Annotated in this window: 20 protein-coding genes and 1 pseudogene; 2 read left to right on the forward strand and 19 right to left on the reverse strand. The window is 38.6% G+C overall.

The window, feature by feature from the left end; translation table 11 throughout:
* Window positions 1-53 precede the first annotated feature (53 nt).
* Window positions 54-1,235, reverse strand: coding sequence for a YeeE/YedE family protein (locus tag EPL02_RS11705; RefSeq protein ID WP_094910550.1), 1,182 nt, complete (start codon window positions 1,233-1,235; stop codon window positions 54-56).
* 227 nt (window positions 1,236-1,462) lie between these two features.
* Between EPL02_RS11705 and EPL02_RS11710 the strand changes: the two genes are divergently transcribed.
* Entirely contained in the window at window positions 1,463-1,678 is a 216-nt protein-coding gene (locus EPL02_RS11710) for a hypothetical protein (RefSeq protein WP_094910270.1), read from the forward strand.
* A gap of 83 nt (window positions 1,679-1,761) precedes the next feature.
* Here the strand turns inward: EPL02_RS11710 and EPL02_RS11715 are convergent.
* The 15 genes and pseudogenes from EPL02_RS11715 to EPL02_RS11785 form a co-directional block, all read right to left on the reverse strand.
* Window positions 1,762-1,895 (reverse strand): annotated as a pseudogene (locus EPL02_RS11715) (family 4 glycosyl hydrolase); the annotation flags it as partial.
* 193 nt (window positions 1,896-2,088) lie between these two features.
* Entirely contained in the window at window positions 2,089-3,462 is a 1,374-nt protein-coding gene (locus tag EPL02_RS11720; RefSeq protein ID WP_094910271.1) for an NCS1 family transporter, read from the reverse strand.
* 279 nt (window positions 3,463-3,741) lie between these two features.
* On the reverse strand, window positions 3,742-4,623 hold the full coding sequence (locus EPL02_RS11725) for a M23 family metallopeptidase (protein ID WP_165932558.1): 882 nt from the start codon (window positions 4,621-4,623) through the stop codon (window positions 3,742-3,744).
* 460 nt (window positions 4,624-5,083) lie between these two features.
* Window positions 5,084-5,722, reverse strand: coding sequence for a uridine kinase family protein (locus tag EPL02_RS11730; RefSeq protein WP_131887800.1), 639 nt, complete (start codon window positions 5,720-5,722; stop codon window positions 5,084-5,086).
* A gap of 170 nt (window positions 5,723-5,892) precedes the next feature.
* A complete protein-coding gene (eat, locus tag EPL02_RS11735) occupies window positions 5,893-7,257 on the reverse strand; it encodes an ethanolamine permease (protein WP_131887801.1) in 1,365 nt (454 codons plus the stop codon).
* A 45-nt stretch (window positions 7,258-7,302) separates the two neighbouring features.
* Window positions 7,303-8,016 carry an ethanolamine ammonia-lyase subunit EutC gene (gene eutC, locus EPL02_RS11740; protein WP_094910274.1) on the reverse strand — a complete coding sequence of 238 codons (714 nt, stop codon included), beginning with the start codon at window positions 8,014-8,016 and terminating at the stop codon, window positions 7,303-7,305.
* Entirely contained in the window at window positions 8,013-9,398 is a 1,386-nt protein-coding gene (locus EPL02_RS11745) for an ethanolamine ammonia-lyase subunit EutB (RefSeq protein ID WP_094910275.1), read from the reverse strand. Before EPL02_RS11745 ends, eutC begins: the two co-directional genes overlap by 4 nt.
* 14 nt (window positions 9,399-9,412) lie before the next feature.
* Complete coding sequence (locus tag EPL02_RS11750) at window positions 9,413-10,828, reverse strand: ethanolamine ammonia-lyase reactivating factor EutA (protein WP_094910276.1); 1,416 nt, start codon at window positions 10,826-10,828, stop codon at window positions 9,413-9,415.
* Window positions 10,829-11,223: 395 nt separating this feature from the next.
* Window positions 11,224-12,753: a nickel ABC transporter substrate-binding protein gene (gene nikA, locus EPL02_RS11755; RefSeq protein ID WP_131887802.1), complete on the reverse strand. Its 1,530-nt coding sequence runs from the start codon at window positions 12,751-12,753 to the stop codon at window positions 11,224-11,226.
* Between the two features lie 58 nt (window positions 12,754-12,811).
* Window positions 12,812-13,762, reverse strand: coding sequence for a DMT family transporter (locus EPL02_RS11760; RefSeq protein ID WP_205687716.1), 951 nt, complete (start codon window positions 13,760-13,762; stop codon window positions 12,812-12,814).
* A 97-nt stretch (window positions 13,763-13,859) separates the two neighbouring features.
* Window positions 13,860-14,423 carry a nitroreductase family protein gene (locus EPL02_RS11765; RefSeq protein WP_131887803.1) on the reverse strand — a complete coding sequence of 188 codons (564 nt, stop codon included), beginning with the start codon at window positions 14,421-14,423 and terminating at the stop codon, window positions 13,860-13,862.
* Window positions 14,424-14,454: 31 nt separating this feature from the next.
* Window positions 14,455-14,844, reverse strand: a complete 390-nt coding sequence (locus tag EPL02_RS11770; RefSeq protein ID WP_131887804.1) for a hypothetical protein — start codon at window positions 14,842-14,844, stop codon at window positions 14,455-14,457.
* Window positions 14,845-14,972: 128 nt separating this feature from the next.
* The gene (locus EPL02_RS11775; protein WP_131887805.1) at window positions 14,973-15,392 is read right to left on the reverse strand and encodes a DUF4395 domain-containing protein; all 420 of its coding nucleotides are present in this window, start codon (window positions 15,390-15,392) and stop codon (window positions 14,973-14,975) included.
* Between the two features lie 73 nt (window positions 15,393-15,465).
* Window positions 15,466-16,026, reverse strand: a complete 561-nt coding sequence (locus tag EPL02_RS11780) for a hypothetical protein (protein WP_094910281.1) — start codon at window positions 16,024-16,026, stop codon at window positions 15,466-15,468.
* 106 nt (window positions 16,027-16,132) lie between these two features.
* Window positions 16,133-16,690 (reverse strand): GNAT family N-acetyltransferase, encoded by a 558-nt coding sequence (locus EPL02_RS11785; RefSeq protein WP_131887806.1) that lies wholly within the window; start codon window positions 16,688-16,690, stop codon window positions 16,133-16,135.
* A gap of 129 nt (window positions 16,691-16,819) precedes the next feature.
* Between EPL02_RS11785 and EPL02_RS20900 the strand changes: the two genes are divergently transcribed.
* The gene (locus EPL02_RS20900) at window positions 16,820-16,975 is read left to right on the forward strand and encodes a hypothetical protein (RefSeq protein WP_165932559.1); all 156 of its coding nucleotides are present in this window, start codon (window positions 16,820-16,822) and stop codon (window positions 16,973-16,975) included.
* Between the two features lie 77 nt (window positions 16,976-17,052).
* Here EPL02_RS20900 and EPL02_RS21190 read toward each other — a convergent pair whose 3' ends face one another.
* Genes EPL02_RS21190 through EPL02_RS11795 form a run of 3 tightly spaced genes read right to left on the reverse strand, consistent with a single transcriptional unit; the run spans window position 17,053 to window position 18,035 of the window.
* Window positions 17,053-17,175 carry a hypothetical protein gene (locus EPL02_RS21190; RefSeq protein ID WP_256993280.1) on the reverse strand — a complete coding sequence of 41 codons (123 nt, stop codon included), beginning with the start codon at window positions 17,173-17,175 and terminating at the stop codon, window positions 17,053-17,055.
* A gap of 1 nt (window position 17,176) precedes the next feature.
* Window positions 17,177-17,620 (reverse strand): hypothetical protein, encoded by a 444-nt coding sequence (locus tag EPL02_RS11790; protein WP_094910283.1) that lies wholly within the window; start codon window positions 17,618-17,620, stop codon window positions 17,177-17,179.
* On the reverse strand, window positions 17,607-18,035 hold the full coding sequence (locus tag EPL02_RS11795; protein WP_286175418.1) for a thiol-disulfide oxidoreductase DCC family protein: 429 nt from the start codon (window positions 18,033-18,035) through the stop codon (window positions 17,607-17,609). The genes EPL02_RS11790 and EPL02_RS11795 overlap by 14 nt, the downstream gene beginning before the upstream one ends.
* Window positions 18,036-18,106: the final 71 nt, after the last annotated feature.

The following is an 18,106-nucleotide window of genomic DNA, read 5'->3' on the forward strand; positions in this document are numbered from 1 at the left end:
CATATAAGTACAAGAAAAAACCCACTCGCTGAAATAAGCAAGCAGGTTTCCTCTCAACAAATCGAATCATTTGGTTTTGGATTTTTTAATCCGAACAATGGTCGGATAAACAGAGCTAGCGTTGTTCCTAGCATTGCCATAACCATCCATACCCAGCCGTGTAAGCTAAACGATGCAATTCCGCCAAAATAAGCACCAATGTTGCAACCAAATGCTAAGCGAGAACCATAGCCCATTAATAGGCCACCTACAACTGCTGCTCCTGCAACTCCTGGCTTAATTTTACCAGGCTTAAACGTTCCTTGAGCCGCTGCTGAGATAAACGCACCTAAAATAATGCCAAAGTTCATTACGCTTGTTGAATCGGCAAGAACCGTTTGCGTTAATGCTTGACCATTTGCTCCTTGGAAATAACCCCAAGTCGAAACATCAATCCCTGTTGCCATTAACGCTTTACCACCCCATAAAGCAAATGCTGACGTAATGCCCCAAGGATTACCGCGTACTGTTAGCGTTAGAGCATTTAAAAGCGCTAAAACGATTGCTGCCGCAAATAATGGCCAAGAACCACGAATAACTTTTTTCCATCCTGTTGTTGTCGGAAGCTGTTTCATCATTGGCGGATTTTTCTTTTTAGCAATTTGAACTGTAATCCAGTAAATAACTGCAAATGCTACCATTTGAACAGCCCACGCGCCGAAATAACCAAGATTAGTTGATTCAGCTAACGAAATTGGTTGGAATGACGGCATGTCCTCCATCCAAAACGTGAAGTGATACGCTGCAAGCAATGAACCTGCAATAAATGAAACGAGTGTAATGATCATAGAAGACGAACCGCCACCGAGGTTATAGAGGGTACCGGATGCACATCCGTTTCCTAACTGCATTCCAATTCCGAATAAGAATGCTCCTACAACCACACTCACGCCTACTGGTGACACATAACCTGCTGGTGTTGTACCTGTAAAGCTAAATCCAGTGCTTAAAATGATAGCAAATAGCGTTGAAGCTACTGCTAGCATAAGCATATGTGCCTGTAGGCCTTGTACATTTCCGACCGACATTAATCGTCTAAACGCTGAAGTAAAACCGAATCGTGCATATAGTAACGTCGCGCCAAGAGCGAGACCGATAATAAATAATACACCTTGCGTCCAATTTGTTGTATTGACAATCGCTGTTAGTAATATTACCGAAATTAAAATTCCGACAATAACTAACGGCTTTTGCATTGGACTAAGCTCCGTAACAACCGTTGTGCGAGCTGAATTAGTATGCTTAGAAGTTTGCACAGTTGTTGATGTCACGATATACACCTCATATCTTATAGATTTAGTAAGAATTAAACTTTTTTTATCGTACAACACATTTTCTATCCTGTAAACCTCTTTGCTCTCTTTTCACCGAAAGAGTTGATTTTCAACGCTTTATCCGTTACTTTTAACATTAGGTGATAAAAGTGAAAGTAGAAAAGTTGAAAAAAACGCTAAAAACTGTAGGTGTTGTAATTTTTGTTTTAATGTTTATTGTGAACTTAATTATTACTAAAGGAGCTATTGTGGATACGTTGATTCGCATGTCCTCCCTTATCATTCTCTTGCCTATCTTTTTATTTTTCGTCTATCAGATGGGCAAAACACACTACAAACGTTTGGAACAAGAAGAAAACGAGTAGGGAATTCCCTACTCGTTTATTATTAAATCGAATAATACACTTTTCTTGAAAGCTATGGTAGCCAATCACCGTGCTCTTCAATTGTTAAGAGCTGCTAACTGCTCTGATAGATCTCAGGTATAACCTGGAACAATGCGCTGCAATCAACAATGCATAGGACTTCTACGCACGCTTTTTGCGGCAAGTTGCTAATTAGACCACCTGTGTTTAATACATTATCTGCAGTACAACGGAAGCATGCGCTCCAGGTTTTTTAATCTCTTTTTTATGCTTTTTTCTTTCGATTATACTGTTTATGCACCGCTAGCCATTCGATTCATTGTTAAACTACTGCTATCTCGAATTACTAATTTTGTAGGTACCGTCACCTTTAGCGGAATCTTGCGCCCATTCATTTGTTCCATTAATTTCTAGCTTGCTTCTTCACGTTTTAATGGTGCTGATTGACGGAATGTTTGATTCAACCCGTCTTTTACGTACTGCTCATGTTTCATAATCCATGTTTTCATTAACACAACATACACAAGGGCTGCAGGGATTAATCCTAAAAACCACGAAAGATCTACGTTAATAAATGCAAGAGATGTGCCAACAATGGTGGCGATGATGGCAGCAGGGTTCCATCCTTTAAATGCTGCAAATAGCTTGCCTTCATATAGAGGAGCGACATTGTAATTACCTTTATGAATCAAGTAAAAATCCGCTACCATAATCGCAAAAATCGGACCTAAGAAAGCAGAAACCACTGCGATAAATGTTAAGAATAATGAATCAGTCATGATAAACCATGGACATGTTACTACGCCTAGTATTCCAACAATCACGCATGCTTTTTCCCATGAAATTTTAAATATATCCATTGCCACAAGTACTGGAGGCATAATATTAGCTACTAAGTTTGTAGTGACTTGAGCTAGAGCAATAAAGATTAACACAATTATACTGGCTGCTACATTCGAAATATGATTTGAGATAATATCAACAGGATTCCAGACGCCAACGGCCGCTGCTCCTAAAATTCCAACGAACGGGAGTAAAATCATAGGTGGAACGATTCCAACAACATGGGCTCCTACAAACGTACCCGCTGTAGATTTACGCGGAAAGTAGCGAGTGTAATCTGAAATATTAATGAGCAATGCAGCAAATTGACCAATTAACACTGTCATCGCCAGCCAAAATGGAATTCCCCAGGAGCCTTCAGTGTTAGCAACCTTCTCAACTTCGAATCCAAAGGTTGATAAAAAGAGAAAAATCAGGTATACAATGCCCAGCATAATAATGACAGACCCTACAATTTCAATCCACTTAATCGATTGAATGCCTTTTGCTGATAGAAAAATTTGGAGCGCTTGAAATGCAAAAAACCAAACCCAAACGTTATCAAAACCGATCAGTCCCATAAACACTTGATTCAGCGCTTGCGCTCCCAGCCAGGATTGGACTCCATACCAGAATAACGCAGGAACCGCTCGCATTAAAGCTGGAATTCGAGAGCCTACCGGACCAAAAGAAGACCTCAGCTGAACAACCATAGGAATCCCATGTTTCCATCCTACGCGTCCATTTAACGCAAATAACAAAGCAGCGAGAATATTCGCTAAAATTAAAGCGATAAAAGCTTGAGTTAAATTCAACTTTCCAAAAGGTGGAATTAAACTTGACCCTAACATAAATGAACCAACCATTACGGCATCTCCCCACCACATTGCTACATATGCTTTTGGACCTAAAATTCGATATTTCTCATGCGCAATCGGACGCAAATCAGCGTTTTGTTCCATTTGTTACTCATCCCCCTAAACCTAACTCTTCATGTTATAAAACATAACATTTAGTTTTTTTTAGTTTACAGGATGCTTAGTGTTAATTCATCAGAAAAAGAATGAATTTTCAGTTTTTTATTTGTGTATTTTCAACAAAAGAACTGCTAAATTTAATGTACATGATGACTTTGCTGAAGGCGTGTTCGGGTTCAATAATTGTACAAAAAAGCCGTTATAGCATAACGGCTTTTCCAAACAATTATTATAAATAAACACGTTCGATTGTTCTGTTCACTTTCAGCTGAAAGTTGGAATGACGTAGTCGCCACGAATTGGTTCTATACCGTTTTTAAACTGAATTTGCAGCGACTCACTTGTAAAGAGATGATGATCATTCATAACCTGAAAGTGAATATGAGGCTCTGTTGAATTACCTGAGTTTCCACAGCTTCCAATCCACTTCCCTTCATAAACAAAATCTCCTTCTTTTACTAAAATGCTTCCTTGCTTAAAGTGGGCTAATAAACTATATTCGCCGTTTCCATGATCAATTATCACATAGTTCCCTGCTGGGTGTTCGGTATCCACATCGCCGATTGGATTATCTTTTAATCCATCTACTATGGCAACGACTTTTCCTTCAGCCGACGCCACTACCTTTTGGTTAAATGCATAATAGTCTTCTAGTTCATCACCATACTCTTTGTACGTGCTTTCATCACGCTGAATAACTAAATCATAAGCATAGCGCTGTGAGAGAACTGGATAATGATAGTTTAACAGCGCGTTCGTACCTCCCCATAGCACAAACCACTCTTTGTTAATAGGCATTCTATATGTACGCGATGTTTTGCATATGTTCTCTTGCTGTTCAAGTAGCTGAAGCTCTAAACCAACAATTGTTCCATCACTTTCAACAAATAAGCTAATTCCTTTATGTCTCTTACCATCAACCCAGATATATTGTTGAACAGACGACGTGATGGAAAGAAGCGTTTCTAAACTATATTTCTCAACTCCTTGATTGAACTCTTCGCTCATATGTAAAAAGTCTGCAAACGGTATTTCTGACTGAAATTCTTCGCTTAATTGATGATAAATAACGGCAAACTCACCAGCTAAAAAAAACTCAGCAAACTCTTCGATTTGAAATTTTGTTTTGGTATGTTTTGGTTTCATTACATTATTCCCCTTTTCAACACACATTGTTTATCTTTTTCTTCCTTACTTAGTAATACGAATAACAACTTTAAAAAGTTTCTTATTTTGTAAAATTTATCTATGTTTTTCCTGGTATGTTGAAACAGAGGTAAAAATAAAGAGCTCATTTTACAAGTTGGCTTGACTAAAAGATCCATCGTTCCATTAGCCATTATGAAATGATATGACGTAAATGAAACGTTCATGAAGGCTGTGCAGGCTCAGCTATACGATGCAAGGTTAAACGACTTTGTTCCAGAAGAGCCAACCTTTGAAATTCAACTCCACCAAAAGTAAATGCTGACTTTACCATACGGAATAACGAAAAATATAGATTGAATTGTTTTAAACATGGATGACAAACATGCTTTCGGGGTATTGAAATGTATTAAATAGAAGCTGAAAGAAGCACTGGAATAACCCAGTGCTTCTTTCGTTTTTATTTACCTTTTTTAAGCATATAGTTGTCATTTGAATTTTTAATAACAATATCAAAGTCCTTATGAAGCTCATGCATAAATACATTATATTGAATTCTACGTTCTTGATGGGTCCTCCTTAAATAATTGAGATCCATTCCTCTTTCGAACACATCGCGTTCACTTCTCCTCACTAGCTCAGTTTCTCCATCAGTATATAAATAAATTTTCAAATCGTACAAACTCAAATCGGTAAAAGCTACGCTCATTCCTTCTATAATATTCACCTGTTTTTTCGAAGAAATTAGGATACTCTTTGAATAGCTCGTTCCGATTGTATAAAAGTCTAAAGATTTTTTTATCATTTGAATATCTCTTTCTAAAGCATAGCGATTATGAGCTGCAGGATGACAAGCCGTCACCTTGCTCTCATGTAATCTCCCATTATATTCATAGCTCATTAGAGTGTTTTTCCTAAGTTCAGAGTCAACAATATAAGGATCCGTATTAATATAGTTGGTTTTTTCTTTTCCAAGCACATTTATGAGACTTTGAGCAAATGTTGTTTTTCCAGATGCACCGTGACCTGAGATTCCAATTATCATCTTTTCATTCTTACCCTTAATTAAGCTGGCTACGTCTCGAACAACCTGATTCATAATTTCCTCCACATTTTTTGATTTTATCAATACAAGAGTTTATCAACCTGTAAATAAAGCGCTTTCTTATTTTATCAGTATACATACTAATAAACTACAGCAAAAAAAGCTGAGAATATCTATTCTCAGCTTTTCTATTGATATCTTTTTAGCAATTAATCTCTCTTTTATTACTTTGCTTTAATTCCCTCTTCACCATATACTTCACCCAGATCCTTTTTAAATAACCTGGCTGGGTATGCAAAATAATAAACAATTGAAGCAGCAAAGATTCCTACAATAATATAAATGAGCGGAATCGCACGCTTAAAAAGTATTAAATCTGTTGTCAGAACGCTGTATTTCACGATGCTAAATAAACATAGTACGCCTAACGAAAGTGCAATGATTGGAACAGCAGGATAGTTGACCTTAAACGGTCTTACTAAGTTTGGCTCTTTCTTTCGTAAAACAAAGAGGGACACTAAGCTAATGCAGTACATCGTCATTGCACCAAACACGGCTAGAATGATAAGTGCATTTGCAAACGTCGCGGACCCTGCACAAATCACACCGACTGCCCCTGGAATAAGCAGTCCTCCTACTGGCACACCCTTCTTATTGGTTTTTGCAAGAAATTTTGGAAAGTAGCCTTCTCGCGCTAGCGCATACGTTTGACGAGAGAACCCCATAATAATTCCATTTAAGCTTGCAATGAGCCCGAATAATCCAATGATTGCAATTGTAATAGAAAGTGCATTACCATCATAGACAAGCGCTAATGCCTGTGGAAGTGGATAATCTGCCGAAGCTCCTGTGCCGCTTCCTCCCCCTAATCCTGCTGTCACAAATAGCGTGAAAATAGTAGCCGTTGCTAGTGTAATAATGGCAGCAATAAACCCTTTAGGAATGTTCTTTTGTGGATTCTCAACTTCTTCTGCCGCCATAGCTCCACCTTCAATCGCCAAGTAAAACCAAACAGCAAAGGGAATAGCAGCTAAAATACCCGAAGGCCCGTTTAAGAACGATTGTTCATTAAATAGATTGCTTGTTTCGATATGCGGCAGTCCGCTCACATAGAAGATTGCTAAGCCAATAAGTGCTAGAATCGTAGCGCTTAGCTCGATTAAAGCCACTTCCTTAACACCGATTAAATTAACGAGAATAAAAAAGATAAAGACACCAACGGTTGCATATACGGGATTAATCGATGGAATTAAAAAATTCAGATACGCACCTGTTGACACGGCAATAGCGGGCGGTGCAAACACAAATTCAAGTAAACAGGCAATTCCAGCTATAAATCCTCCAAACGAGCCCATTGCTCTCCTTGCGTAAGCTGACGGTCCACCTGCTTGCGGAATTGACGTTGATAGTTCGGCATAGCTAAACATAAAAGTTGTATAGAAAATCGTTACGATTAAGGTGGCAACTGCAAGGCCTAAGATTCCCCCTGCTTCAAATCCATAGTTCCACCCAAAATATTGTCCTGAAATAACCATCCCTACTGAAATAGCCCAAAGGTGAATGGGTTTTAGATGTTTTTGTAACGCCATTCTAACTCCTCCTTTTATCTGTGTTATGTTGACTGATAAAAACGATTAAATAACGAGGTGAACACCGCTTGTTTGCTGCTGAATCATTTGATGAATAACTGTACCGATATGCGCAGCTGCTTCTAACGGAGGAGTACCGCCGCGATGAATATTAGAAATCACCATGCGGTCGGACTCTTTTTTCCCTTTTTGTGGCTGATAGCACATGTATGCACTCATCGACTCTGCGCTGACAAGTCCAGGCCGTTCTCCAATAAGTAAAACGAGTGCTTTTGGAGCTAAAATATCACCGATATCATCCATGCATGCAACCCTCCCTCCTTTTACAAAGAAAGAAGTACCAACACTGAGATCATACGAACCCAATGAATCAACCAAAGCTGGATAAACATCGCGAATATTTGCTTCGATTGCATTTGCGCTCAATCCGTCAGAAACAACGATTTGAACGTCTGGCTGCTTTCGACAGTTACACTTTAACTGTTCTTTTGCGATCTCTGACAGCAACCTTCCTTGGTCAGGGAATTTTAGATAATGTTCTTTTGACGTACTCTTTGTATCAACCGAAAACAATTCTAAATATTCCAATAATTTATGATCCACTTCACTGTACACCGCATCGACAGCAGCTGCATGATCTGTTCGAAAGGCTAATACATCAGCAGTTAGTGGCCTTGTCCCTGTTCGTCCTACACCGATTCGGGCTGGCGTAAAACCTTTTAAGCGAGCTAGCAGCTGTTCTTTTTCATTTGTCATCATTTCATCCCTCCTAACACACCGTTCATAAAAATGGTTGGGTCACCCGCTTTGGACGTAAATCGATTGTTTTCCATAATGCCATACTCTTCTAACCACTGCTTAAAGATAGGGGTCGGGCTCTGGTTTAAAATCCGTCGAACCGTCGCGATATCATGATAGCTTAGCGATTGATAGTTTAGCATGCAGTCATCAGCCATCGGTACACCGATTACAAAGTTTACGCCCGCTGTGCCAAGCAGCATACTTAAGTTATCCATATCATTTTGGTCAACGTTCATATGATTCGTATAGCACACGTCCACTCCCATTGGTAAGCCGTGCATTTTTCCCATAAAATGATCTTCTATACCTGCTCTTGTTACTTGCTTACTGTCGTATAAATACTCTGGACCGATAAACCCAACAACCGTGTTGACTAAAAAAGGGTTAAACTGACGCGCCAATCCGTAACACCTTGCTTCAAGCGTGACTTGATCAATATCATAATGAGCTTCGGCAGAAAGCTCAGATCCTTGACCAGTTTCGAAATACCAGCGATTTGGCCCTACCGCGGTACCTTTTTCATTAATCAATGCAGTTGCTTCTTTTAACATCGAAAGCGAAATACCAAACGATTCGTTTCCTGCTTGGGTTCCCGCTAAGCTTTGAAAGATTAAATCTGCTGAAGCGCCTTTTTCAATCGCACGCATTTGAGTGGTCACATGTGCAAGAACGCAGTTTTGGGTAGGAATTTGAAATTCATGAATAATTGACTTTGTTTCATTTAATAGCGCATAAATATTTTCAGTTGTATCAATAACAGGATTAATACCGATAACCGCATCGCCAATACCATAGCTGAGTGCTTCATATAAAGACGCACGCATTCCGGCCAAATTATCTGAGGGATGATTTGGCTGCGCTCGAGATGCGAGTACTCCTTTCATACCAATAGTTGTCTGACAAGTTGTCTTCACTTCGATTTTAGAAACGGCTTGAATTAAATCTAGGTTCGACATAATTTTAGTGACTGCTGCAATCATTTCACTTGTTAGTCCTTTGGCGATATAAAGTAAGTCTCCCCCTTCATGCTGATCTTCTAGTACATACTCGCGAAGATCCGCCACCGTCCAATTTTGAATGACTTTAAAAATTCCTTCATGTACCTGTTCTTCAATAAGTGCTGATACATCGTCTTGTTCAGGACTTAAAACTGGGTATTCTCGAATTTCTTTTAGTGTCAAGTTTGCTAATACTTGCTTAGCTGCCATTCGCTCTTTCATCGAGCTTGCTGCAATTCTTGCTAATTCATCTCCCGAGCGCGCTTCGTTTGCCTTTGCCATAATTTCCTTTAAGCTTCTAAATACAAACTGTTCTCCTAATACTGTACACGACTTAATCATCGTTTCATCCCCTTTTAAAAAGCTAATGTCTTTACTGATACAGTGACTGCTTCTCCAACGGTTTTCATGCCGATATCAATGTAATCTCCATACGTAAAATCAATGCCATCAAGCACTATAACTTTCAATGCTTTGTTACGCTTTTGAATAGCTTGTCCAAGCGCTTTTGCTAAATCTTGCTCACATAAAACGATGAGGCAAGGTGCCTGTGAGAAAAAGTACGTATAGCTCTTGTATAGAGCTTCTGCTAACTCTTGTAGCATAGTGTACGTGCAGGTAGTAAAAGCTTGCAGCGCAATAGCTGCTACTTGTCCTTCACAATCAAATATGGTGTTCGCATGGGATAGCGTACTTTGTAGTCTTTTCACAAAAGACGGTTCGTTCCATACTCCATTTTTCTCTACGTCTACTTTAACAATTGGAATGTTTTTCAGAGGCAAACAATCTTCTGCTATGTATACTGTCGCTCCGCTTACTTCCGTATTTTGCATGCCTGCACCAATGACCGTTGCTCGAGCTGTTTCTGGTGCTGCCTCTCCTCCTCTTTTTCTTAAGCTTGCTGCTAAAAGTGGACCAATGTCACCGAATGTCGCAGTTTCCTTCAGCGTAGTAGGCGAGTGTTCATTCATCATCTTTCCAACTCCACCTGAAACAAGCACTTTTTCAACGGCTGGTAAAGGTTGCTTTAGAGGTTCTAAAAGAAGCACAGAAGATGTCCGGTCGCACCCTCTTAGAAAACTTAGAAGTTCATCTGCTAAGCTGTCACTCAGCATCGCAGCTTGTCTAAAATCTATCATTTTACCAACCTGCATAGTAGATTGATGTTCCTGTAAAAAAGGATTTAAAAACGGTGAAATATAGTCCAAACGACCACTTTCTTGAATTCGGACTAACCGTCCTCCGATGTGAAATGTAAATGTGCCAATAACCTTTCCACCTTCACACAGAGCAACGTTAGCCGTTCCTCCTCCGACGTCAACATTAGCGATGACTCCTTCTGTTTCTTTGGACAGCGCAACCGCACCGGAACCTTTGGCTGCCAACATCCCTTCTAAGTCCGCACCAGCTGTTGCTACGACAAAATCTCCAGCTCGATTAGCTAAATAATGTAAGATTTTTTCTGCATTTTCTTTTCTGGCCGTTTCTCCTGTAATTATGACGGCACCCGATTCCACATCTTGAAGAGCTACGTTTACTTTTTGATACTCTACCTGAAGCAATTCACTGAGTGCTTCAACATCAATTTCAGTCTCTGTTTTTAAAGGCGTTGTGTAAATCTCGCTTTGATAAGTAACCTTTCGATCCACAATATCACAGCTAGGTAGCGAAAAGGCGCCGTTGACCTGATTGACTAAAAGCTCACTTACAATCAGCTTTGTGGTACTTGTTCCAATATCAAGCCCAATGCTTGTAATCCACCGTGTTGTCATATAATCATCCTTTAATTGGTTACGTTATGTTAACATTAAACTAAATAAATGAATCCAACAGCAAAGATGTAAGAAAACATAACATGATTTTTTGTCACCTTCTCTACCATCACTTTATAAAAAAGAGGATGGACATAATAAAACAGATTTTTAAAAAGACGAATAACCTCTTTTCTCATCCCCTTACGTTGTCAGAACACGTTCGTTCCATTGCGCTGCGGGATCTCAGCTTTCCCTCTCTTTCCCGCAGGAGTCCCGTACCCTATGCTCCATTCCCCCCCTGTTTCAAACACTGTTTTCCCCACCAACAAAAAACCTGAACGATTAAAAGTTATGAACTTTCAATCGTTCAGGTTTTTTGTTGACTGAATTACTTATGCCCCAGCCTCTTTCTATTATTCTTCCAGGGCTAAATTTTTAGTAATAACATAGTATTCACTTTTCGTCATTTGCCACCCTTTCACATTTTCCTTATATGCAACAAAATTATTTGGATGGACAATGGCGGAGTGTAAGGCTTCATCATTAATTATTTTACCCGCTTGCCTTGTTAACCCCACGCGCTTTTGCTCGTCAACAGTTTCGTTTAACTGCTTAATTAAACGACTAAGCGCTTGATTATCATAATGACCTACGTTATAAAAACCATCTTTTCCATAAACACTATTTAAATAATAAGAAGAATCACCGCGTGGGGCTGTAATTAAGCTGTATGTAGCTATCCCCCAATCAGAATTTGTCGTCATATATTCATCCATATTTTCAACTTGCTGTATGTCAACTTTGACCCCAATTTTTTTCGCTTCCGATTGGATAAGCTGGGCCATTAAGGGCAGTTCTGGGCGATATGGGTATGTTAAAATCGTGAACGATAGCTGCTTACCTTCTTTGACTGCTTGGTTGTTTTCAACTTTGTAGCCTGCTTTTTTTAAGTATTCTTTAGCGGAATCTGGACCAGATTCTTTTTTAGGAGCATCGTAAGCAAAAGAAAACTCCTTTAAAAATGGGCCGTTTGCTGCTACGCCTTGTCCTGCAAGCGTATAGTCTACAACGTCTTGACGATTTAAAAGGACATCAAACGCTTTTCTCACGTTAACGTCTTTAAACGCTTCGATGTTCGTGTTGTATAAAAGCATTTGCGTGCGCAAACTGGGAACGACGTCGACTACAAGTGACGGATCTTTCTTTAGTAGCTCTAAGCTTTCAATTTCAGGGCGATACACGATATCAGCTTCTCCAGATTGCAGAGCAGCTGTCCGTGCATTTGCATCTTCATTGTATAACATTGTAACGCGATCTAATTTGGGGTCACCGTCCCAGTACTGATCATACTTTTTTAGCTCTAGTTTACTGTTTGGCTGAGAAGATACCGCTTCAAACGGTCCCGTTCCCACTGGGTGTGCTTCAATATTCTTTTCTGTTACGTCGATAATAGCAGTATTTGGGTGAACAAGTTCAGACGGCAATGAAACAACAGGCTCTTGTGTTAAAATCATTAGTTTTTGACCATCTGCTTTCATTTCTTTTATTTTTAATGAAGCTTTCATTGCTTCACTCACCTTCACCGTACGTTCTAACGATGCTTTTACCGCTTTAGCGTCCAACGCTTTTCCATTTTGAAACGTAACCCCATCTCGAATGATAAACTCCCAAGTTGTTCCGTTATCTAACGCTTTCCAGCTTTCAGCTAACCAAGGCTCAATGTGTGAATCTTCTGTTGTTTTTACTAATGTTTCCACAACGCCTGCTCGCAGCGGCGTATAGTTAAGCTGGGGGTCTAGCGTATCTGTTGGAAAGTTAGATAAAAAGGTAAGCGTATTGGAATTAGAAATTGCAGAGCTGTTTGCTTGATTTCCAGAGCAAGCTGTAAGCATGCACACCGCTACTCCCATCATGATTGCTGTTTTCCATATCTGTCTTTTCATGTCGTAATCCTCCAAAGTATGTATCTTAGCAAATAATGCTAATCATAATTTCAAAAGTTTACGAGTTTTCTAACTTTTTGTCAATTAGCTTTTTGCTTAACTTTTGAACTCGGGAGCGCTCTTGATACGTTGTTCCAATAATACCAATCATAATAGCTATACCGCCAATCCAATGAAAATAAGACAAGTGCTCATGTAAAAATGCTACGCCTGCTACTACGCCAATTAGCGTAGCTAAATTGGTAAATACGCTCATCTGTGCTGCTTGAATAGTTTTTAATGCATAGTTGGATAAAAAAGCTGTAATAAGAGAAGAAAATATACCTAAATATGCTACTGATAGCAAAAATCCCAGTTGAAACAGCGGTTTAAAGAATGTTGCCAGCGAGCCATTAAGGCTATGATGAACAACTGCCACTCCGTTAAAGCCAATAAACCCAACGAACATCATAACGTATGTAAGCTCAATGGTAGAATAAGAACGTGTCAGTTTACGAGCCAGTACGTTGTAAGAAGCATTTGATAAAGCTGCTAGTAAAATAAACAGAGCACCTAAGCTTCCACTGGCTGAGAAATTTACGCCTTTCATTGCCAGTATGTATACAATGCCAGAAACGGATAATAGAATCGAAAACTTTTGACGAGGTGTTGACGTTTCTTTTAATAGATAAGTAGCAAGGAGCAAAGTAAAAATTGGAACTGACGCTTGAATAATGCTTGCTTCAGAGGATGTGGTATATAAAAGACCAAGCGCTTGAAAGCCAAAATAACATATTGGAAATAAAAGACCTAAAGGCAAAATCCGAAGAACATCGTGCCTATTCACCTTCATTTTCTTTTTGTTTACAAGCAGAAGCAGCGAAGCAACTATAAAGGATAACGTAAAGCGGTGAGCAAGTACGTCAATGACCCCTGCATAATTTAGCGCTACTTTTACAATCATGAGTGCAAACCCTGTAATGATTGCATATAAAAAAGCTGAGCCAAATGCTTTTTGAACATTTGTCAAATAATCCTCTCCTTTTGAAGCAATTGTGCGGATGTACTTCACTAATCTTTTATACAAGTATACAAAAAAGCCCTTGTTTTACAACAAGAGCTTTTTCTTACGCTTCAATCAGCGTGAGCTTTTCCATAATTGCTTCACGCGGCTTAGGTGCCGGAACGTCATCAAATTTACCTAACATGAGTACACCGACAATGGCTTCATCTTCTTTTACATCTACTATTTTTCTAAATCCAGGTTGATGAATAAGCTTTCCTGTTTTCCACAGAACTCCAATTTCTTGTTCCCACGCTAACAGTAAAAAATTTTGGATAAAAGCAGACACAGCGCTGAAATCTTCTTCTTGCTTCATTTCATTTTCATCTTTAGGGACTGTAACAACAATATTGGCCTGTGATTGAGAAAACTTTTCTGCCATCTTTCCTATTTTTTTTGCTGCCCCTTCATCAGAAACTTGTTGGGACAAGTTTCTCATCCCCTCACTTAGTGATTTGTTGCCTTTTCCGTAGAACATCACAAGTCGCCACGGCTGACGTAGCTTATGGTTTGGAGCCCATGATGCATCATCTAAAAGTTGGATAATAGTCTCTTTCTCAATTGTATTATTGTTAAACGTACGAATGGTTCTTCTTTCTCTTATTACGTCTCGAATGGATGCTGACATTTTAATCGTTCCTTTCACCTATAGATTTGTATTAGCTATTTTGAATTAAAAATCGCACGGCTTGCGAAATATCCATGTTGTGTTGTTCACAAAATGTAAGAAGTTTATCATATGTATTGGCGTCTAAACGTACATGAATCGATTCAGTAAGCTTTGCATTATCAAGATCCTTTGAAACTTTCCGCTGGTCTTCTTTAAACATACCTCGGTGTACGGATAACGTCGCGCTTCCGCGATCAGCAATTTGCTTTTCACATTCTCTCTCATTCCAAAACTCTTCAACTCGCTTCATGCGTTCATCAAGTCGCTCTTGAAACTCTGTGCTTTCAAAATTTGCTCCGTTACGCTTGGCTTTATGAATAAACTTTTGAAACATAAATTCCTGGTATTCTTCGTAGCTTTTAAATGATATCACTCTCATATGATTACCCTCACATTTGTTCTACGATAATCATTCTCAATTGATTATCTACCCTTATATTACTGAATTTAAGACATTTATGTCAATCTTTTTCTCAATTAAAAAAGAAAAGGCGCTTCGCCTTTTCTTTATGCAGCTTGCTTTTGCTTCTTTCTCTTGTACTTCCACATTATATACCGATAGCGTATCGTACAGCCGATGCAGTATCCCATTAAAGCTACTCCTGCTGCAATAAGCACCATAATACTAAAAGCTGCTGATATCACCGGTAGATTTGTGATAAAAAACAACAGTGATAATCCTAAACAGATTGTCGCAATCCATTGGTTGAAAAGCTGCTGATCGCGCTCTTCTAACGGATAGGATGAAGCTTCTTGTCTAAGAAAGTGTTTTCCTATCTTCATAATGGGATTTTGTTTTGTTAAGAGAGTAATGATTCCTACAATAAATGGAGCAAGCAGTATCCATGTTGTTGTGAAAAATGATAATATTACGCATACGACAATAAAAGCTTGATTGAATTGAACAAGTGGTTTTGGAATCCCCATGACAAATAACCCCCTCTTTATATCTCATTATACATAGTGTATTAGTAAGAATAAAGATGGGAGCTTTTGAAATTTATGAGTTTTTCAACTTTCTTAAACAAAGCTTTATGCATTCATTTGCCTCTTCGATAAGCTGATCATTTCCTGTTTTCAAGCGAATTTCAAGCGACTGTTGAAAATAATGATGGGCTTTTGAAAGATTTTGTTGATCTAATAAACACTTGCCGTACTGTTGATACAAAAAATCTGCGTATGTATGTAGCGATGAATTTATGTGAAGCTGATTGAGGAGTGTTTCAAACATTTCATTTGCTTTACACCAATTGCTTTGCCAATGGAATGTTTGTCCTAAATAAATGGAGCTTTCAAATACTTGCGTGTGCTCTTGATACCTTTCATATAAATAAATGGATAGCTGCAAATGCCTTACGCTGCTTTTTAATTCGCCTACAATGCGTTCATATTTACCAATTATCCGGTATATGCCCGCAGCTATTTTCTCATCTTCCTCTGAGATTGCTTTCTTTTTTAAATGAGCAATTCCTTTTCGGATATCCGCTTCACTAAAAGGCACTTCGCGGAGCTTCTGACTAAAACCATAATTCATATTAAAGGGAATACGCTTTATATCCATAAAGACCCCTTCCTTATATATCCATTTTATATAATTGTACCCTAAAGTCTCAGTACATACAATATATATGAAAACCCCTTTCGTGTGTAGAAAGAGGTTTTCATCACTATGCGTTTCGCTTCATATAATAAAATGGTTTTCCACTAATATAGCGTGTACCCGTCACATGAAAATCCATTTTTTCATAAAGGGCACGAGCTCCTTCATTCTCAAATTCAACATTTAGGGTTAATGGAAGCTTTCTACTTTCTGCTTCTTGAAAAGCACTCTGCAGCAGCCTAGATCCAATGCCTTTACCTTGATAACTTTCACTTACAACAATTGAATCAAGATAAAAGTCTTCTGCTTCTGTTTCCCTATCTGGACGCCATGTGCTGTTTCCTGTTTTTTCACGAACGTACGAAATCATCGGCTGATCAAAAGCTTCAATATGTTCACCCTCATAGCAAATCATTACTCCCGCGATTACCTCGTTAAGCTCAGCAACGGTAATATTTTTATAGCTATATCGGCTGCAGTCTGACGCTACATATGTTTGTAACACGCGAAGAGCTTCGTCATCCGTTGAACTAGCAGTATGGTCTCTGGCAATTTGACCAAGCATGCTATATAAAAGTTCACTTATAATGCCCGCTTCTTGTTTTTTTGCTTTTCTGATGTTCATACTATCAATGCTCCTTTTTATCCTCTATTTCTACTTTACCACATCTGCTTATCTTTGAAAAAAATATACATTTCATCAAAAAAACAATATAATAAAATAAATAACCAAAAGATGGTAGGTGCTCAGTTGATGCCAAGAAAACAAATGCGTAAAAAGAAAAAATTAGGTAATCGAGATAATATTTTTGATTTTCTTTTTGATTTACTCTTGGAGGTTCCTCAGCTTTTACTTTGGCCAGTGCGATTACTTATAAAAAGCATAAAGCATCTCTTTAATGCGTTTTAGTAAGTATCATTACATATTGATACTAGCCATGCTTGGAGCGGAATTCTTCCAAGCATGGCTGCAGTTTTTTATTATTCTTACTTCAGTGGAAACTCATGCTTCTGCTTGTGCTTTGCATTTTTTCTTACTTCTTTCCACCAGTAGTATAAAGTAGTTCCAACAAAAATCCCCACTAGCATTCTTATCATAAACGGCGTCATCTTACACTCTCCCTTCTTCCTTTACAAATAGCGCTTGAATGAGCCTCTTTCTTTCAAAAAATAAAAGAGCTAGGCACATTAGTGTTAGTACCGTACTTAAATCCTGTACGCCAATATCAAAGAAATAGTTAATCATCATGACATTTATAACAATTGGGAAATAACAGATTGCTCCAAATAACGCAGTACGCGGAATCATAATGAGAATAGCAGCTACTACCTCTCCAATCCCAATTATAATTTCATATTCTTTGGAGTAACCAAAAAATCTCCATGCCATAACAAACCCTTCACCATTTAGCGCAAGTGCTTCAGGAGTAGGCTCTCCAAACTGACCGAATACAATCTTTACAGAACCGTAAATAAGAAACACAATCCCTAAAAAAATCCGAAACGTTGCTGGAATTGATTGACGAAAAATTGAAATCCATTTAGAATCTTTCATTTGTCCACTCCTTTACCTCTTTTTCTGTTAAAAATCGGTTTTTTTCTTCTGCAGTAGGCAGCCGGCAAGCTTTGTTTTTCATCAGTTTGTACCTGCGTTTAGCTACGTAATCATACACTTTATCTCGAAGGCGTCTAGGCACAAGAATAAAGGCATATGCATATTTAATTGGTCCTGTCAGCTCTTTCACAATACGTAATATTGCCGTTGACTTTGTATAGATTAACTCGCTTTGAAGTAAGACAATTGACTTGTACTCTTGAGGAATTCTGTGATTAGTTCGCATCTTTTCAGCAAAAGATGATTGCAGAGAAGCAAAATAAAACGTAACTTTTGGGTCATGGTTCATTATAAATAAAATAGTTTGATTACACATATGACAGTCTCCGTCAAAAAAAATGATGCTTTTTCTCACTTCTATTGGTAAAACCTCCCTTCTTTTAAATTGTAATACCTTTTCTCAGCCGCAACGATGTCGCTATCTTA

The sequence above is a fragment of the Bacillus sp. CBEL-1 genome, assembly GCF_004348885.1.
In the GTDB taxonomy this organism is placed as follows: Bacteria; Bacillota; Bacilli; order Bacillales; family Bacillaceae_H; genus Priestia; species Priestia aryabhattai_A.

What these genes read in the sequence shown, in the direction of transcription:
- EPL02_RS11775 (WP_131887805.1), bottom strand. Translation starts at nt 15,392, where the DNA reads ATGGGGATTCCAAAACCACTTGTTCAATTCAATCAAGCTTTTATTGTC.
- eutC (WP_094910274.1), bottom strand. Translation starts at nt 8,016, where the DNA reads ATGATGACAAATGAAAAAGAACAGCTGCTAGCTCGCTTAAAAGGTTTT.
- EPL02_RS11770 (WP_131887804.1), bottom strand. Translation starts at nt 14,844, where the DNA reads ATGAGAGTGATATCATTTAAAAGCTACGAAGAATACCAGGAATTTATG.
- EPL02_RS11720 (WP_094910271.1), bottom strand. Translation starts at nt 3,462, where the DNA reads ATGGAACAAAACGCTGATTTGCGTCCGATTGCGCATGAGAAATATCGA.
- EPL02_RS20900 (WP_165932559.1), top strand. Translation starts at nt 16,820, where the DNA reads ATGCCAAGAAAACAAATGCGTAAAAAGAAAAAATTAGGTAATCGAGAT.
- EPL02_RS11745 (WP_094910275.1), bottom strand. Translation starts at nt 9,398, where the DNA reads ATGATTAAGTCGTGTACAGTATTAGGAGAACAGTTTGTATTTAGAAGC.
- eat (WP_131887801.1), bottom strand. Translation starts at nt 7,257, where the DNA reads ATGGCGTTACAAAAACATCTAAAACCCATTCACCTTTGGGCTATTTCA.
- EPL02_RS11725 (WP_165932558.1), bottom strand. Translation starts at nt 4,623, where the DNA reads ATGAAACCAAAACATACCAAAACAAAATTTCAAATCGAAGAGTTTGCT.
- EPL02_RS11780 (WP_094910281.1), bottom strand. Translation starts at nt 16,026, where the DNA reads ATGGATATAAAGCGTATTCCCTTTAATATGAATTATGGTTTTAGTCAG.
- EPL02_RS11750 (WP_094910276.1), bottom strand. Translation starts at nt 10,828, where the DNA reads ATGACAACACGGTGGATTACAAGCATTGGGCTTGATATTGGAACAAGT.
- EPL02_RS11730 (WP_131887800.1), bottom strand. Translation starts at nt 5,722, where the DNA reads ATGAATCAGGTTGTTCGAGACGTAGCCAGCTTAATTAAGGGTAAGAAT.
- EPL02_RS11765 (WP_131887803.1), bottom strand. Translation starts at nt 14,423, where the DNA reads ATGTCAGCATCCATTCGAGACGTAATAAGAGAAAGAAGAACCATTCGT.
- EPL02_RS11785 (WP_131887806.1), bottom strand. Translation starts at nt 16,690, where the DNA reads ATGAACATCAGAAAAGCAAAAAAACAAGAAGCGGGCATTATAAGTGAA.
- EPL02_RS11790 (WP_094910283.1), bottom strand. Translation starts at nt 17,620, where the DNA reads ATGAAAGATTCTAAATGGATTTCAATTTTTCGTCAATCAATTCCAGCA.
- EPL02_RS21190 (WP_256993280.1), bottom strand. Translation starts at nt 17,175, where the DNA reads ATGACGCCGTTTATGATAAGAATGCTAGTGGGGATTTTTGTTGGAACT.
- EPL02_RS11705 (WP_094910550.1), bottom strand. Translation starts at nt 1,235, where the DNA reads ATGCAAAAGCCGTTAGTTATTGTCGGAATTTTAATTTCGGTAATATTA.
- nikA (WP_131887802.1), bottom strand. Translation starts at nt 12,753, where the DNA reads ATGAAAAGACAGATATGGAAAACAGCAATCATGATGGGAGTAGCGGTG.